The sequence below is a fragment of the Arenimonas malthae CC-JY-1 genome, assembly GCF_000747075.1.
Lineage (GTDB): Bacteria > Pseudomonadota > Gammaproteobacteria > Xanthomonadales > Xanthomonadaceae > Arenimonas > Arenimonas malthae.
In genome coordinates this window covers 1-16967 of sequence record NZ_AVCH01000200.1, presented here as the reverse complement: position 1 = coordinate 16967, position 16967 = coordinate 1, and the positions used below count along the sequence as shown (strand labels likewise).

Annotated in this window: 14 protein-coding genes; 8 read left to right on the top strand and 6 right to left on the bottom strand. The window is 69.4% G+C overall.

Annotated features, from left to right (window positions below):
* The 4 genes from N790_RS13455 to N790_RS16900 form a co-directional block, all read right to left on the bottom strand.
* A partial coding sequence (locus tag N790_RS13455) for a biotin/lipoyl-containing protein (RefSeq protein ID WP_043805029.1) occupies positions 1-631 on the bottom strand: 631 nt, incomplete at its 3' end.
* Positions 632-640: 9 nt separating this feature from the next.
* Positions 641-1621 carry an alpha-ketoacid dehydrogenase subunit beta gene (locus tag N790_RS13450; protein WP_043805028.1) on the bottom strand — a complete coding sequence of 327 codons (981 nt, stop codon included), beginning with the start codon at positions 1619-1621 and terminating at the stop codon, positions 641-643.
* A gap of 1 nt (position 1622) precedes the next feature.
* Entirely contained in the window at positions 1623-2696 is a 1074-nt protein-coding gene (gene pdhA, locus N790_RS13445) for a pyruvate dehydrogenase (acetyl-transferring) E1 component subunit alpha (protein WP_043805027.1), read from the bottom strand.
* A gap of 112 nt (positions 2697-2808) precedes the next feature.
* On the bottom strand, positions 2809-6483 hold the full coding sequence (locus tag N790_RS16900; RefSeq protein ID WP_052385966.1) for a Calx-beta domain-containing protein: 3675 nt from the start codon (positions 6481-6483) through the stop codon (positions 2809-2811).
* 135 nt (positions 6484-6618) lie between these two features.
* Between N790_RS16900 and N790_RS13425 the strand changes: the two genes are divergently transcribed.
* The 3 genes from N790_RS13425 to N790_RS13415 all read left to right on the top strand — a co-directional run bounded on the left by N790_RS13425 (position 6619) and on the right by N790_RS13415 (position 10755).
* The gene (locus N790_RS13425) at positions 6619-7479 is read left to right on the top strand and encodes a tryptophan 2,3-dioxygenase (protein WP_043805019.1); all 861 of its coding nucleotides are present in this window, start codon (positions 6619-6621) and stop codon (positions 7477-7479) included.
* A gap of 59 nt (positions 7480-7538) precedes the next feature.
* Positions 7539-9119 carry an AbgT family transporter gene (locus N790_RS13420; protein ID WP_043805018.1) on the top strand — a complete coding sequence of 527 codons (1581 nt, stop codon included), beginning with the start codon at positions 7539-7541 and terminating at the stop codon, positions 9117-9119.
* A 133-nt stretch (positions 9120-9252) separates the two neighbouring features.
* On the top strand, positions 9253-10755 hold the full coding sequence (locus tag N790_RS13415; protein ID WP_043805016.1) for a peptide MFS transporter: 1503 nt from the start codon (positions 9253-9255) through the stop codon (positions 10753-10755).
* A gap of 61 nt (positions 10756-10816) precedes the next feature.
* On the opposite strand, the gene N790_RS13410 is transcribed toward N790_RS13415, so the two are convergent.
* Positions 10817-11272 (bottom strand): MarR family winged helix-turn-helix transcriptional regulator, encoded by a 456-nt coding sequence (locus N790_RS13410; RefSeq protein ID WP_043805015.1) that lies wholly within the window; start codon positions 11270-11272, stop codon positions 10817-10819.
* 85 nt (positions 11273-11357) lie between these two features.
* Here N790_RS13410 and hppD point away from each other — a divergent pair, with 85 nt between their 5' ends.
* The 4 genes from hppD to maiA all read left to right on the top strand — a co-directional run bounded on the left by hppD (position 11358) and on the right by maiA (position 15533).
* On the top strand, positions 11358-12458 hold the full coding sequence (gene hppD / locus N790_RS13405) for a 4-hydroxyphenylpyruvate dioxygenase (protein ID WP_043805012.1): 1101 nt from the start codon (positions 11358-11360) through the stop codon (positions 12456-12458).
* A gap of 34 nt (positions 12459-12492) precedes the next feature.
* Positions 12493-13788, top strand: a complete 1296-nt coding sequence (gene hmgA / locus N790_RS13400; protein WP_043805011.1) for a homogentisate 1,2-dioxygenase — start codon at positions 12493-12495, stop codon at positions 13786-13788.
* A 25-nt stretch (positions 13789-13813) separates the two neighbouring features.
* Positions 13814-14809 carry a fumarylacetoacetate hydrolase family protein gene (locus N790_RS13395; protein WP_043805008.1) on the top strand — a complete coding sequence of 332 codons (996 nt, stop codon included), beginning with the start codon at positions 13814-13816 and terminating at the stop codon, positions 14807-14809.
* Positions 14810-14870: 61 nt separating this feature from the next.
* Positions 14871-15533: a maleylacetoacetate isomerase gene (gene maiA / locus N790_RS13390; RefSeq protein ID WP_043805006.1), complete on the top strand. Its 663-nt coding sequence runs from the start codon at positions 14871-14873 to the stop codon at positions 15531-15533.
* 7 nt (positions 15534-15540) lie between these two features.
* On the opposite strand, the gene N790_RS13385 is transcribed toward maiA, so the two are convergent.
* Positions 15541-16674, bottom strand: coding sequence for a PilT/PilU family type 4a pilus ATPase (locus N790_RS13385; protein WP_043805005.1), 1134 nt, complete (start codon positions 16672-16674; stop codon positions 15541-15543).
* A 93-nt stretch (positions 16675-16767) separates the two neighbouring features.
* On the opposite strand from N790_RS13385, the gene N790_RS16170 reads away from it, so the two are divergent.
* The coding region (locus N790_RS16170; RefSeq protein WP_156970094.1) for a hypothetical protein at positions 16768-16967 on the top strand (200 nt) is incomplete at its 3' end.

The window sequence follows — 16967 nt, the reverse complement described above, 5'->3', positions numbered from 1 at the left end:
CCGGGGCCGGCGCGGCGCTGCCCGCCGCCGCGGCCTGCTTCACGTCGGCCATGGTCACCACGCCGTCGGCGCCGGTGGGGCGCACGCGGGCCAGGTCGACCTTGAGCTTCTTCGCCAGCGCGCGCACGGCGGGCATGGCCTTCACGCCGCCCACGGCCACGGCCTGTTCGCTGCGCACGGCGTCGGACGACTGCATGGCGCCGACCACGGTGCCGGCGTCCGAGGGCTTGGCGGGCTGTTCGCGGATCTCGCCGCCTTCGTCCGAGGCGACGACCGTGAGGTCATCGCCATCGTCGCGCGAGGGTTCCGCGGGCACCGGCTGGCCCGCGCCCTTGTGCCCGTGCGAGTGGCCGGTGTCCTGGGCTTCGGCGCGCTGCGGCAGCGACGGGTCGAGTTCCACTTCCACCAGCCAGTGGCCGGTTTCGATCACGTCGCCGGCGGCGCCGGCCAGGCGCGTCACCTTGCCGGAGTAGGGCGAGGGCACCTCGACCACGGCCTTGGCGGTTTCCATCGACACCAGCGGCTCGTCGAGTTTCACGACGTCGCCCACCTTCACCAGCCACTCGACGATCTCGGCGTCGGGCAGGCCTTCGCCGAGGTCGGGCAGCAGGAACAGCTTCTTCTCGCTCATGTCGTTTCCTCAGCCCGCCGCCAGCGTGCGCTTGGCTGCGGCGACGATCTTGTCCACGCTCGGCAGGTACTTCATCTCGAGGCGGAACAGGGGGATGTGGGTGTCGTAGCCGGTGACGCGCTCCACCGGCGCCAGCAGGTCGTACATGGACTGCTCGGCCAGGCGCGCGGCGATCTCGGCGCCGAAGCCGGCGGTGCGCGCGGCCTCGTGCACGATCACGCAGCGGCCGGTCTTGCCGACCGATTCGCGGATGGTGTCGAAGTCCAGCGGCTTGAGCGTGGCCACGTCGATGACCTCGGCGCTGATGCCTTCCTTCTCCAGCACCTCGGCGGCTTCCAGCGTCTCCTTCACCTGCGCGCCCCAGGTGACCAGGGTCACGTCGCTGCCGTCGCGCAGCACGAAGCACACGTCCAGCGGCAGCGCTTCGCCGTCGTCGGGCACTTCTTCCTTGTACTGGCGGTAGATGCGCTTGGGCTCCATGAACACGACCGGGTCCGGGTCGCGGATGGACGCCAGCAGCAGGCCGTAGGCGCGCTGCGGCGAGCTGGGCATCACCACGCGCAGGCCCGGCACGTTGGTGAAGATGGCCTCGTTGGCCTCGCTGTGGTGTTCGGGCGCGCGGATGCCGCCGCCCCAGGGCACGCGCAGCACCATCGGGCAGGTCAGGCGGCCGCGGGTGCGGTAGCGGAAGCGCGCGGCGTGGCAGACGATGTGGTCCACCATCGGGTACATGAAGCCGTCGAACTGCGCCTCGGCCACCGGCTTCATGCCCTGCGAGGCCAGGCCGACGGTGAGGCCGGCGATGGTGGTTTCGTCCAGCGGCGTGTCGAGCACGCGCTGGTCGCCGAAGCGCTGCTGCAGGCCGGCGGTGGCGCGGAACACGCCGCCGTTCACGCCCACGTCTTCGCCCAGCACCAGCACGGTGTCGTCGTGGGCCATTTCCCAGGCCAGGGCCTGGGTGATGGCTTCGATGAGGGTGATGGCGGCCATCTCAGCGGCCCTCCCACTTGATGGCGTCGGCGCGCTGCGCCTCGTAGTCGGCCGGGAGCTCGGCGTAGAGGTAGTCGAACATGGCTTCCACCGGCTGCACCTTGGTTTCGAGGTAGGCGTTGACCTCCTCGTCCACGCGCTTGCCGCATTCCTCCTTCCAGGCTGCTTCCTCGGCCTCGCTCCACATCCCGTCGTTGATCAGGAAGGTGCGCAGGCGCGACATGGGCTCGCGTTCCCAGGCCGCCTTCACCTCGGCGTCGTCGCGGTAGCGGCGGGCGTCGTCGGCGGTGGTGTGGTCGGACAGGCGGTAGGTGACCAGCTCCAGCACCGAGCCGCCGTGGCCGTTGCGGGCGCGCTTGAGCGCGTGGTCCATGGCGGCGCGCACGGCGATGATGTCGTTGCCGTCCACCTGCACGCAGTCCAGGCCGCCGGCCAGGCCCTTCTGGGCCAGCGTCTTGGCGCCGGTCTGCGACTTGCGCGGCACCGAGATCGCCCACTGGTTGTTGATGATGCACAGCACGAAGGGCAGCGAATACGCGCCGGCCGAATTGATGGCGGCGTAGGTGTCGGTCTTGGAGCTGCCGCCGTCGCCGACGCAGGTGACCGCCACGCGCGGTTCGCCGCGCAGCTTGAAGGCCAGCGCGGCGCCGGCCGCGTGCAGGCACTGGGTGGCGATGGGCACGCACCAGGGGTAGTCGTGCGGCGGGCCGGAGAAGTCGTTGCCGCGTTCGTCGCCGCCCCAGTACATCAGCACGTCGCGGGGCTTCACGCCGCGCATGAACTGGGCGCCGTACTCGCGGTAGCTCGGCGCGAACACGTCGTCGTACTGCATGGCGCTGCCGATGCCGATGTGCGCGGCCTCGTGGCCCAGGCAGCTGGCGTAGGTGCCCAGCTTGCCGGTGCGCTGCAGCGCCACCGCCTTGGTGTCGAAGGTGCGCACCAGCAGCATCTGCTTGAAAAGCTCGACCAGGTTGCGGCGGTCGCGGGCGAATTCGGGCAGGTCCTCGCGGACCAGGCGGCCGTCCTGGCCGAGGTATTGCAGGTATTCGATCTCGAAGGTGGCGACGGTGCTCATTCGGGCCTCCCGGGCAGGAGGGTTTGATAGCAGCCGCCCCGGGGCAAAGCAAGCCGGCCAAAAAAAAGGGCGCGGCCGAAGCCGCGCCCCCGGGTTACCTACGCCGGCGTACTCAGTACGAACCGAGGCCGACGGTGAACTGGGTGACCTGGCGGTTGTTGGCCGGCAGGGAGTCGATGGCGGCGCTTTCGACCTCCGCGGAAACGTATGCCTTGGTGGACTGGTTGGCGCGCACCCGGAAGCGGAGCACGTCGTTGCCGCCGTTGGGGTAGGCGCCGTCGCGGTCGCAGCGGAAGGTCTGGCGCGAGCTCGTCACCGAGTCCAGCGCGCAGCTCCAGCCAGCCGGGGCCTCGGGGATGACGCTCTCGAGGCTGCGGTTGAAGGACACTTCCAGCGCGGTCGCCGGGGCCGCATGCGGGCCGCGGTTGTTGACGCGGAAGCCGACCACGGCCTCGCGGGCGTAGACGATGGTCGCCGGGGTGTCGGCCTTGTACAGCACCAGGTTGGCGTAGAGGATCATCGGCGCCGTGGCCGAGGCCTCGTCGTTGGCGGCGTTGCCGTCGCTGCTGGTGGTCGCGACGCTGGCCGACAGGGTCAGGCCGTCGGCTTCGAACGCGGTCGAGGCGCTGGTGCCCGCGGTGACGATGAACGCGGCGCTGCCGGCGGCCACGGTGTCGGCCACGCAGTCCACGGTGGTCGCGCCCGCGGCCACCACGGCCGGGGCGCAGGTGAAGCCGGCCGGCGCCGTGACCGCCAGCGAGGGCAGTTCGGCATTGGCGCTGAAGCTCACCAGCACGTCGGTCGCGTCCTGCGGACCGGCGTTGGACAGGGTGGCCTGGAAGCCCACCGGGTTGCCCGGCTGAACGCTGCCGCCGGTGGCGGCCACGGCCAGGCCGAGGTCCACGCTGCGGAAGCCGTCCTCGTCCACGAACAGCACCACCGGGTCGTGGTCGGAGGAACGCAGCGGCACCGCGTCGTCGCCGAAGTTGTCCACGCCGAAGTCGGCGTTGATGCGGGCGTGTTCGGTGCGCAGGGCGCCGGCGGCGTCGATCAGGGCCTGGTTCACCACCAGGTGGTCGAGCGTCTGGGCGCTGCCTTCGAAGGTGAAGGAGTAGTTCTCGCCCTCGGCCGACTCGAAGCTCATGTTGGTCAGCGGCACGGTGACCGGGCTGTCCACGTACTCGAGCACGGCGTCGTTGGCGGCCTCGCGGCCGGTGAGGATGCCCATCACGTCCACGTAGCCGTCGCTGAACTCGAAGGCATTGAAGTCACCCAGCAGCACGATGCGCTCGGCCGGGTTGGCCTGCTGGAACTGCTCGATGAGCGCGGCGGTGTATTCGGCCTGCAGGGCGCGCTTGGTGCGGCGGCGGTCGCCCGTGGTCGGGTAGCCGTTCGAGCCGGGCTCGAGCGAGTTGATGTCGATCAGCGACAGCAGGTGGTTGCCGATGACGGTGACCGGGGCGCTGGCGCCGTTGCCGGCGTTCACCACGGCACGCAGCACCAGGGGCGGGCGGTCGTGCAGGACCGAGGTGCTGCCGTTGGGGTTGTTGATGACCTCGGCCTTGCCGTACTGCACGACCTCGAGCACTTCCACGCGCGGCACCGAGGGCCGCACCTCGGCCGTGCTGACCAGGAAGCCGATGTTGATCTTGCCGACGTCGTTGCCTTCGACCAGGTAGGCCACGTACTGCGGGTTGCGCTCGCAGGTGCCCGGCAGGTTGCTGTTGATGGCATTGGCCAGGCGCGTCAGGGCATTGAGGTTCTCCACCTCCACCACGCCCAGGATGTCCGGCGTCCTGACGTATTCGCAGATGGCGCGGGCGGTCTTGGCCACGCGGCGCTCGAAGGCGACGGTGGTCAGGGCCACGTCGCCGCCGGCGTCGTTGACGTCGTCGTAGAAGCGCAGCAGGTTGAAGCCGGCGATGGTGTACTCCGACGGGGTCGGGTCGGCCACGGCCACCGGGGTCGCGCCGCCTTCCACCGCCACCGGGGCGGCGGGGTCGGGCAGCAGGGTGTAGGTGCCGAAGCCGTAGTCGAGCACGCCGACCAGGCCGCTCACGACGGCCTGCGCGTCGACCGCGATCACCGGGGCGCCGACCTGGCCGGTGCTCTGGACGCGGATGCGCTCGGGGTTGGTGTCGTACACCGGGGTGGCGGCCGGGATGCCCGGGGTCACGTCGAGCGCGCCCACGCCCTCTTCGCGGAACGGACGGGCCACGCCCTCGACCACGCCCCAGAAGTTGCCGTTGGCGCTGGACAGGGCGTCGTTCTCGTCGATGAAGCCTTCGCCCGGGCCGGAGGTGACCAGGCGGGCGATGGAAACGCGCATGCCCTCGAGGCGCTCGAGGTTGTCCACCGGGCCGGCCGGGTCGGCCAGGGCGGCGGTGATCTCGACGGCCGCCGGCAGCGGGTTGCCGGAGGAGAGCAGGGCCACCACGGCGGTGCCGGTCAGCTCGGTGAGCGGCTGCTGGTGCGGGTTCGAGGACGGGGTGTATTCAACCACCGTGCCCGAGACTTCCAGCAGGTTGCCGACCACGGCCTGGGCCGGGACGTTGTTGTTGCCGGTGAAGACGAACACGCCCTCGGAGCTCAGCGGGTCGGCGTCGGCCTCGGCGTCGGCGGTCTGCAGGTAGTAGCCGTTCGTGCGCACGGCGGTGACGATGCCGCGGGTGACGACGAAGCCGCCATCCACCGGCGAGGCACGGCCGGTGCCCTGGAACTCGTGGATCAGGGTGATCGGGAAGTCGTCCTCGACGATGGTGCCCTGGCCCTGGGCGTCGCCCACTTCGGCGCCGACGACATTGGCGAGGTTGACGAAGAAGGTTTCGTCCGCGCCCTCGACCACGTCGTCGCCGTTGACCTGCACGTCGAAGGTGAAGCTGGTGGCGCCCTCGGCGATCACCTGGCCGGTGAGCGAACGCGCGGCGTAGTCGCTGCCCGCGGTGGCGGTGCCGTCGGCGGTGGCGACGTCGAAGCTGACGCCGCCGACGGGCGCCGGCTGGTTCAGGCTGACGGTGAAGCTGGCGGTGGTGGTGCCGGCCTCGCCCTCGGAGAGCGAGACGTCGTCCACGGCGATGCGCAACGGCGCGGCCGAGGCGGTGACGCTGATGTCGTCGATGCCGACCCACTCGTCGTTGCCGCCGGCATTGCTGGTGATGATGCGCAGCTCGACCAGCGGCTGGCCCTCGGCCTCGGCCGGCAGGACCACCGAGACCGGGGTCGCCAGCGTGGCCAGGCTCGGGCCGGTGGTGGCGTCGGCGATGAAGGCGGCCGGCACGTTGGTGAAATCGCCGGTGTCGCCGACGCGGTACTGCAGCGCGACGGCCTGGATGGCGTTGTCGGCCGAGCCGTCGATGTCGCGGACCGTGTAGGCGACCGTGACGTCCTGGGCGCCGGTAGTGTCGACGTAGAGCTTGAGGTAGGGCGCGTCGGCGGTGCCGCTGCCCTGCAGGGCCACCACCGGGTTGGCGATCTGGAATTCGGTGACGCCGCCGGCGGTGTTGGTGTTCGGCGCGGCCTGGTTGGCGTTGACGTCGATCACGCCCGGCGAGTCGGCGCCCAGCAGGGTCTGCGGGTCGGCGCCGGTGAGGCCGGTCAGGTTGTCGCCGCGGAAGCCTTCGATGCCCGGCACGCCGGACCAGCTGTCGTTGGTGGTGATCAGGCCGGTGTTGGTCCAGTCCTGCGCGAAGGGCAGGGACTGGGGTGTGCTGTCGGCCTGGGCCGTGGTGGCCAGCAGGGCGGACAGCAGGGACGCGGCGAGGCCGGCCCGCCGGAGGGCAGTACGCATAGGTGGATTCCCCTGGATGGTTGCGCAATCGGCCGATGGCGGCCGCAAGGGCGGAATGTTAGCGGCTTTTTCTTTGCTTTCGCGTGACACCCCCCCGGGGGTACCCTGACGCCCCCTTCACGCCCGGACCGACCCGTGTCCCAGCCACCGAACCAGCGCGCCCTGGAGCAGGGCATCACCACCGACCTCAAGGACCGGCTGACCTACGGCGGCTACCTGCGCCTGGACACCCTGCTGTCGGCCCAGAAGCCGCTCTCGGACCCGCCCCACCACGACGAGATGCTGTTCATCGTCCAGCACCACGTCTCCGAGCTGTGGCTCAAGCTGGTCATCCACGAGCTCCGGGCCGCCCTGGGCTGCCTGCAGCGCGACCAGCTCGACCCGATGCAGAAGATCCTGGCCCGGGTGAAGCAGGTACAGCGCCAGCTCACCGAGATGTGGTCGGTGCTCGAAACCCTGACCCCGGCCGACTACCTGCAGTTCCGCGAGGTCCTGGGCCCGGCCTCGGGCTTCCAGTCCCTGCAGTACCGGCTGGTGGAGTTCCTGCTGGGCAACAAGAACGCCGACATGGTGAAGGTGTTCGCCCACGACCCGGCCGCCACCGCCGAGCTGGAGGCCGTGCTGCACGCGCCCAGCCTTTACGACGAATTCCTGCGCCACCTGCACCGCCGGGGCTACGCCATCCCGGCCGGCTGCGTGGAGCGCGACTGGTCCCGGCCGCACGTGCGCGAGCCGGGCCTGATCCCGGTGTTCAAGCGCATCTACGAGGACACCGACGCCCACTGGGAGGCCTACGCCACCTGCGAGCAGCTGGTGGACGTGGAGGCCAGCTTCCAGTTCTGGCGCTTCAGGCACATGAAGACGGTCGAACGCATCATCGGCTACCGCCGCGGCACCGGCGGCAGTTCGGGCGTGGGCTTCCTGAAGCAGGCCCTGGACCTGACCTTCTTCCCGGAGCTGTTCGAGGTCCGCACGGTGCTCGGCACGCCGGATTGACGCGCCGGGCGCGCAAGGGCTGGTAGGCTCCGGGGTCCTGTTCGAAGCGAGGGACCCCGATGAACACCGTCACCGCCGCGCCCAAGGGCTGGATCGTGCGCGCGCTCGACCTGGTCGAGCGCCTGGGCAACAAGCTGCCCGACCCCGCCGTGCTCTTCCTGCTGCTGATGGTGGCCACCTGGGCGGTGTCCTGGGTGCTCTCGGGCGTGAGCTTCGAGGCGCTGGACCCGCGCACCGGCCAGCCGATCGCGGTGAAGAACCTGCTGGCGGGCGCCTCGCTCACCGGCTTCATGGCCGCCATGGTCAATACCTTCGTCACCTTCCCGCCGCTGGGCGTGGTGCTGGTGGCCATGCTGGGCCTGGGCGTGGCCGAGCACACCGGATTCATCTCGGCCGCGCTGCGCGCCGCGCTCACCGTCACCCCGCGCATGCTGCTCACCCCGGCGCTGGTCGGCGTGGGCATCTTCAGCCACGTGGCGGTGGACGCCGGCTACGTGCTGGTGATCCCGCTGGGCGCGGTGATCTTCTACGCCGCCGGCCGGCACCCGCTGGCGGGCATCGCGGCGGCGTTCGCGGGCGTGTCGGGTGGCTTCTCGGCCACGCTGTTCGTGCCCTCCAGCCTGGACCCGATGCTGTCCGGCCTCACCCAGGCCGCCGCCCACCTTACCGACCCGGCCGTGGTGGTGAACCCGCTCAACAACTACTTCTTCACCACCGCCTCGAGCTTCCTGATCATGGCGGTGGGCTGGTTCCTCACCGACAGGGTGATCGAGCCGCGCCTGCGCGGCGTGCCGGTGGACGGCGACCCGGCGCAGATGCCGCGCCTGGACCCGCTCACGGCGGAGGAGAAGCGCGGCCTGCGCTGGTCGGTGCTGGCCATGGCGGTGCTGGGCGGCCTGTTCCTGGCCACGGTGCTGCCGGGCGGCTCGCCCTGGCGCGCGCCGGAAGGCACGCCGCTGCTCGAGGGCCAGAGCGACCTGCTGGTGGCGCAGGCGCCGCTGATGCAGTCGATCGTGCCGCTGATCTTCATCTTCTTCCTGGTGCCGGGCGTGGTTTACGGCGTGGTGTCGGGCAGCGTGAAGAACCACCGCGACGTGGTGCAGGGCATGGCCAAGGCCATGTCGGGCATGGGCTATTACGTGGTGATGGCGTTCTTCTGCGCCCAGTTCATCTACGCCTTCGGCCAGTCCAACCTGGGCGCGCTGCTGGCCATCGAGGGCGCCAATGGCCTGCGCGCGCTGGGCCTGCCGCTGGGCGTGACCCTGGTGGGCATCATCCTGCTGACCTCGTCGGTGAACCTGCTGATCGGCTCGGCTTCGGCCAAGTGGGCCCTGATCGGCGCGGTGATGGTGCCGATGCTGATGGAGCTGGGCGTCTCGCCCGACCTGACCCAGGCCGCCTACCGCGTGGGCGATTCGTCCTCGAACATCATCACGCCGCTGCTGCCTTACTTCCCGCTGATCGTGGTGTTCTGCCAGAAATACGTGAAGTCGGCCGGCATCGGCACCCTGGTGGCGCTGATGCTGCCCTACACGGTGACCCTGCTGGTGGTCTGGACCGCCTTCCTGATGGGCTTCTGGGCCCTGGACATCCCGCTGGGCGTGGGCGCCAGCTTCGATTACGCGCCGCCCGCGCGCTGATCCCCCGCGTCCGCCCCGGTTTGACGGGGTGGGGCCGCTCCGGTTACACCTTGCCGGCCCCGCGGCGGCCCCTTCGTGCCTGCCGCGGGCGCCAAAACCACCATAACAACGAATCCACCAGGGGAGAGACCGCATGAGCGGTGCACCGAACCAATCCGCGGCCGCCGTGCCCGCCTACCCGCAGCTGATGGGGCATCCCAAGCCGCTGTGGATGCTGTTCATGACCGAGTTCTGGGAGCGCTTCGCCTTCTACGGCATGCGCTGGGCGCTGGCCCTGTACATCGTGGCCCAGTTCTACCAGGGCGACAGCGCCGGCGAAGCCCCGGCCAGCCGCCTGTACGGCGCCTACCTGGCGCTGGTCTACGCGGCGGCCCTGTTCGGCGGCTACGTGGCCGACAAGGTGATCGGCTACCAGCGCTCGATCCTGCTGGGCGCGGTGATCATGGCCAGCGGCCTGTTCCTGATCATGTTGCCCGACGAGCAGCTGTTCAAGCTCGGCCTGGCCACCATCATCGTCGGCAACGGCCTGTTCAAGCCCAACATCTCGACCATGGTGGGCCAGCTCTACGCCACCGGCGACGACCGCCGCGACTCGGGCTTCACCCTGTTCTACATGGGCATCAACCTCGGCGCGATGATCGCCCCGTGGCTCACCGGCCTGCTGGCCGAGCGCATCATGGGCGGCAGCCCGGCCATGCCGGCCTACAAGGTCGTGTTCCTGGTCTCGGGCATCGGCATGGTGATCAGCCTGGTCTGGTTCTGGTTCGGCCGCAGCCAGCTGCAGGGCGTGGGCCGGCCGATGGAAGGCGCCGAGGGCAAGGGCCGCGTGCTGGTGACGGCGATCTGCGCGCTGGTGGCGATCCCCGTCGTGTACTTCCTGCTCTCGATCGGCGCCGGCGCGCTGCAGTGGATCCTGTCGGCGCTGTTCGTCGGCCTGTGCGTGCTGATCCTGCGCGAAGGCTTCAAGGACGGCGCGGTGCGGCGCGACATGGCCATCGCCATGCTGATCATCTTCGTGTTCAACGTGCTGTTCTGGTGCTTCTTCGAGCAGGCCGGCAGCTCGTTCAACTTCCTGGCCCAGAACATCGTCGACCGCGACCTCGGCGGCTGGATCTTCCCGGTGGGCTGGTTCCAGTCGGTGAACTCGCTGGCGATCATCACGCTGGCGCCGGTGCTGGCCTGGCTGTGGGTGAAGATGGGCCGCCACAACCCGTCCATCCCGCGCAAGTTCGGCCTGGGCCTGATCTTCAACGGCCTGGCCTTCCTGCTGCTGATGCTGGCCCTGTCGACCATGGTCGACCCGGCCACCCTGAAGATCCCGTTCTGGACCCTGTTCATGGTCTACGTGATCCAGTCGGTGGGCGAGCTGTGCCTGTCGCCGATCGGCCTGTCGATGGTGACCAAGCTGGCGCCGGTGCGCCTGGTCGGCTTCGGCATGGGCGGCTGGTTCCTGTCCACCGCCATCGGCAACAACCTGTCGGGCATCTTCGCCAGCCACGTCAGCGGCGAGGGTGGCATGAGCGTGGAATCGGCCCTGTCGGGTTACACCTTCGGCTTCTGGGCGCTGGTGATCCCGGGCGTGCTGCTGTTCCTGATCGCCCCGCTGATCAACAAGCTGATGCACGGCGTGAAGTAAGCGCTGCGCCACGGCTGGAAAGGAAACGGCGGCCCCAGGGCCGCCGTTTTCGTTGCGGGCTTCAGCCGGGCCGAGTGGCCAGCTCGAGCTCTTCCATGCGCGTGAGCAGGCGGTCCAGGGCGGCGCGTTCGTCGGGCGAGAGCCCCTCGAGCAGGCGGCGCTGGTAGGCCAGGGCCATGGGCGCCACCTCGTCGTAGATGGCGCGGCCGGCCGGGCTCAGGCGCAGCATGGAATGGCGGCGGTCGTCGCGCCGCACCTGCCGTTCGATGCGGCCGGCGGCCTGCAGCGAGGCGATGGCCCGGCTCACCGCGACCTTGTCCATGGCGGTGCGCTCGGCCACTTCCCGGGCCGGGATGTCGTGGTGCCGGCCCAGCACGGCCAGGACCCGCCATTCGGTGATGCCCAGGCCGAAACGGTCGGCGTAAAGCCGGGCGATGTCCTGGCTGATGCGGTTCGACAGCACCGACAGCCGGTAGGGCAGGAAGTGCTCCAGGTCGAGGATGTCCCGGTCGGGCATGCGGCGCCGCGCCTTGCAAGTGGTTTCAATTGAAACTATAACGGCGGCCTTCCCCTTGCAAGCCGCTCCCACCGGAGGACCGCCCATGAACGCCCAGCCCCAGGCCCACGCCCCGAACCTCGGCATCACGCCCACCACCTTCGAAAACCCGATGGGCATCAACGGCTTCGAGTTCGTCGAGTTCGCCGCGCCCGCCGGCCACGGACCGGCCATGGCCGACTACCTCGGCAAGCTCGGCTTCACCGCCGTGGCGCGCCACAAGTCGCGCCCGGTCACGCTGTTCCGCCAGGGCACCATCAACTTCCTGCTCAACGAATCGCAGGCTTCGTTCGCCGCCGATTTCGCCGCCCAGCACGGCCCCTCGGCCTGCGGCTTCGCCATCCGCTTCCGCAAGCCCTCGGCCCAGGTGCTGGCGCACGTGCTGGCCAACGGCGGCGAGGAGATCGACCACCTGGCCGACACCCGCGCGGTGGACGCGCCGGTGATCAAGGGCATCGGCGACTGCATGCTGTACCTGGTCGACGACGGCCGCGAGGACCTGTACGCCGACTACGAGCCGCTGCCGGGCGTGGACCAGGCGCCGGCCGGCTTCGGCCTGACCTTCATCGACCACCTCACCCACAACCTGTTCGTGGGCAACATGCAGAAGTGGTCGGACTACTACGAGAAGCTGTTCAACTTCCGCGAGATCCGCTACTTCGACATCAAGGGCGCCAAGACCGGCCTGCTGTCGAAGGCCATGACCGCGCCGGACGGCATCGTGCGCATCCCGCTCAACGAGTCGAGCGACGAGAAGAGCCAGATCAACGAATACCTGCGCGAGTACAAGGGCGAGGGCATCCAGCACATCGCCCTGTTCACCGACAACATCTACGACACCGTGGAAGCCATGCGCGCCCGCGGCGTGGAGTTCCTGGACACGCCCGACACCTACTTCGACGTGATCGACCAGCGCGTGCCCGGCCACGGCGAGGACGTGCCGCGCCTGGCCCGCAACAAGATCCTCATCGACGCCGACCCGGAAACCAAGCAGCGCAAGCTGCTGCAGATCTTCACCCAGAACGCCTTCGGCCCGATCTTCTTCGAGATCATCCAGCGCAAGGGCAACGAGGGCTTCGGCGAGGGCAACTTCCAGGCCCTGTTCGAATCGATCGAACGCGACCAGATGCGCCGCGGCGTGCTGTAAGTCCGCGTCTCAATACAGACACCGGGACCCGACGATGAGCCTGAAGTACCTGAGTGGGTTTGGGAACGAGTTTGCGACCGAGGCGCTGCCGGGCGCCTTGCCCGAGGGGCGGAATTCGCCGCAGCGATGCCCGTACGGGCTGTACAACGAGCAGATCAGCGGCACCGCCTTCACCGCGCCGCGGCACAGCAACCGCCGGACCTGGATGTACCGCATCCGGCCGGCGGCCATGCACGGCCCGTTCGAGCCGCTGGCGCACGCCACGTTCCACGGCGACTTCGGCCACGGCCCGGTCACGCCCGACCAGCTGCGCTGGAACCCGCTGCCCATGCCGCAGGCGCCCACCGACTGGCTCGACGGCCTGTACACCATGGCCGGCAACGGCGGCCCCTCGGCCGGCGGCCTGGGCGTGCACCTGTATGCCGCCAACGCCGACATGGACGGCCGCTTCTTCTACGACGCCGACGGCGAACTGCTGATCGTCCCGCAGCAGGGCCGCCTGCGCATCGCCACCGAGATGGGCGTGCTCGAGGTGGAGCCGCAGGAGATCGCGCTCATCCCGCGCGGCATCCGCTTCAGCATCTCGCTGCCCGACGGCCAGGCGCGCGGCTACGTGTGCGAGAACTTCGGCGCCATGTTCAAGCTGCCCGACCTGGGCCCCATCGGCAGCAACGGCCTGGCCAACCCGCGTGATTTCCTCGCGCCCGTGGCCGCCTACGAGGACCGCGAGGGCAGTTTCGAGCTGGTGGCCAAGTTCCAGGGCGGCCTCTGGCGCGCCGCCATCGGCCACAGCCCGCTGGACGTGGTGGCCTGGCACGGCAACTACGCGCCCAGCAAGTACGACCTGCGCCGCTTCAACACCATCGGCTCGATCAGCTACGACCACCCGGACCCGTCCATCTTCCTGGTGCTGCATTCGCCCAGCGACAGCGAGGGCGTGAGCAACATCGACTTCGTGATCTTCCCGCCGCGCTGGCTGGTGGCCCAGGACACCTTCCGGCCGCCGTGGTTCCACCGCAACATCGCCAGCGAGTTCATGGGCCTGGTGCACGGCGCCTACGACGCCAAGGCGGAAGGTTTCGTGCCGGGCGGCAGTTCGCTGCACAATTCGATGACGGGCCACGGCCCGGACGCCGCCACCTTCGACAAGGCCACCACGGCCGACCTGGCGAAGCCCGACGTGATCACCGACACCATGGCCTTCATGTTCGAGTCGCGGCACGTGATCCGCCCGACCGCGCAGGCGCTCGCCGCCGGCCACCGCCAGGCCACCTACCAGCAGTGCTGGCAGGGCCTGGCCCGGAATTTCGACCCGAGCCGCCGCGGCTGAGCCGCGCGGCCCACAGGAGCAAGCAATGAAACTGGGTTCCCTCAAGGAAGGCGGCCGCGACGGCACGCTGGTGGTCGTTTCCAAGGACCTCTCGCGGGCGGTGAAGGCCACCGGCATCGCGCCGACGATGCAGCGCGCGCTGGAGGACTGGTCCAACGCCGCGCCGCGCCTGAACGCGGTGTACGAGGCGCTCGAAGCCGGTACGCCCGAGACCATCAACGGCGAGCCGGTGTTCGCCGTCGACTTCGCCCAGCTGGCCGCGCCGCTGCCGCGCGCCTATGAATTCGTGGACGGCAGCGCCTACCTGCCGCACGTGGCGCGCGTGCGCAAGGCGCGCGGCGCCGAGGTGCCCGAGAGCTTCTACACCGACCCGCTGATGTACCAGGCGGTCAGCGCCGGCTTCTACGGCCCGCGCGACCCGGTGCTGGTGGCCGACGAGGCCTACGGCATCGACCTGGAGGCCGAAGTGGTCGTCGTCACCGACGACGTGCCCCAGGGCGCCACGCCGGCGCAGGCGGCGCAGCACATCCAGCTGGTCGGCCTGGTCAACGACGTCTCGCTGCGCAACCTGATCCCGGGCGAGCTGGCCAAGGGCTTCGGCTTCCTGCAGTCCAAGCCGCGCTCGGCGCTGAGCCCGGTGTTCGTCACCCCCGACGAGCTGGGCGAGGCCTGGCAGGGCAACAAGGTGCACCTGCCGCTGCTCACCCACGTCAACGGCAAGTGGTTCGGCGCGCCCGAGGCCGGCGTGGACATGCAGTTCGACTTCGCCCAGCTGGTGGCGCACGCGGCCAAGACCCGCCCGCTGTCGGCCGGCACGATCGTCGGCTCCGGCACGGTGGCCAACGAGGACACCGGCAAGGGCGCCAGCTGCTTCGCCGAGCAGCGCACGGTGGAAACCCTGCGCGACGGCAAGCCCAGCACCCCGTTCATGTCCTTCGGCGACACCGTGCGCATCGAGATGCTGGGCCGGGACGGCGCCAGCGTGTTCGGGGCCATCGAGCAGCGCATCGCCAAGGCTTGAGAATGGCGCGGCCCGGCGTATGCTGGGGCCTCGCCTTCACGAGGGCAGGGGAGCGCGCGGCATGAATCCGGGTTCGATCAGGCTCTATTCCTACTGGCGCTCCAGCGCCGCCTACCGGGTGCGCATCGCGCTCAACCTCAAGGGCATGCCCTACGAAACCCTGCCGGTGCACCTGGCCCGGGGCGAGCAGCACAAGGCGCCCTTCAGCGACCTCAACCCGCAGGAGCTGGTGCCGGTGCTGCTGCACGGCAGCCGCATCCTGCGCCAGTCCATGGCCATCATGGAGTACCTGGACGAAACCTGGCCGACGCCGCCGCTGATGCCCACCACGGCCCGCGACCGCCAGCGCGTGCGCGCCCTGGCCCAGATGATCGCCTGCGACATCCACCCGCTGAACAACCTGCGCGTGCTGCAGTTCTTCGAAAACACCTGGAACGTGCCCCAGGCCGAACGCGACGCCTGGGTGCGGCACTGGATGCAGGTGGGTTTCGAGGCGCTGGAAGACACCCTGGCCGACAACCCGTCCACCGGCACCTTCTGTGACGGCGAAATGCCGACCATGGCCGACTGCTGCCTGGTGCCGCAGGTCTACAACGCGGTGCGGTTCGGGGTGGACCTGGCGCCGTACCGGACGATCCGGCGCATCAACGACGCCTGCCTCGCGCTCGAGGCCTTCGAGGCCGCCCGGCCGGAAAACCAGCCGGACGCCCCGGTCGGGAACTGAGCGGGGCTCAGTAGCCGGTGGATTCGCTGCCCGGGCCGGCGCCGCCGTACATGTCGGCGTAGGGGTCGTGTTCGCCGGTCGCGCCTTCCGAGAGGCGGATCTTCAGGGCCAGGCCGTCGCGCGAGTCGGCCTTGCGCAGCGCCTCCTCGAGCTCGACCTTGCCTTCCTTGTACAGGCGGAACAGCGACTGGTCGAAGGTCTGCATGCCTTCCTGCAGCGACTTGTCCATGGCCTCCTTGATCTCGTGCACCTCGCCGCGGCGGATCAGGTCGCGGATCATCGGGGTGTTGATCAGGATCTCGGCGGCCGGCAGGCGCTTGCCGTCCTTGCCGATGACCAGGCGCTGGCTGATGACCGCCTTGAGGTTCAGCGACAGGTTCATCAGCACGTTCTTGTGGGCCGACTCCGGGAAGAAGTTCAGGATGCGGTCCAGGGTCTGGTCGGCGTTGTTCGAGTGCAGCGTGGCCAGGCACAGGTGGCCGGTCTCGGCGAAGGCGATGGCCGATTCCATGGTCACGGCGTCGAGGATCTCGCCGATCAGGATGACGTCCGGCGCCTCGCGCATGGCGTTCTTGAGCGCGTTGTGGAAGGCGTGGGTGTCCAGGCCCACCTCGCGCTGGTTGACGATGGACTTCTTGTGCTTGTGCAGGAACTCGATCGGATCCTCGATGGTGAGGATGTGGCCGGTCGTGCTGGCGTTGCGGTGGTCGATCATGGCCGCCAGCGTGGTGGACTTGCCCGAGCCCGTGGAGCCGACCACCAGCACCAGGCCGCGCTGCTCCATCACGATGTCCTTGAGGACGTTCGGGAGCTTGAGCTGGTCGATGTTGGGGATCTCGCTCTTGATGGCGCGGATCACCATGCCCACTTCGCCGCGCTGCTTGAACACGTTGACGCGGAAGCGCCCGGTGTCCTTCACCGCGATGGCCATGTTGAACTCGAGGTCGCGCTCGAAGGCCGGGACCTGGCCCTCGTCCATCAGCGAGTAGGCGATCTTCTTGACCATGCCGGCCGGCAGGCCGGTGTTGCCGAGGGGGTAGAGCTTGCCCTCGACCTTGATGTAGACGGGCGCGCCGGTGGTCAGGAACATGTCCGACGCGTTCTTTTCCGTCATCAGCTTCAGGAAATAGCCGATGTCCATGTCAGTATCCTTGGATCCCCTGTTTCGGTCCCGGTGGACGGCGCGGGGTGGCTACAATGGCCCCGCCCGAACGCCGACCTGCGAGTTCGCCTTATGACACTATCCTCGCTAAAAATCCATCTCGCGCTGGCGCTTTTGCTGGCCGCGTCCACAGCTTCGGCGGCAAATGAAGCCGACCTGGCCATTGCCGCCGCCGAACGCGCCGTGCTCGCCGCCGAGTCGGCGAACCCGCGCGGGGAGGCCGCCGCCGCGCTCGACCGCGCCCGCGGCCAATGGCAGGCCGCCCAGGCCAG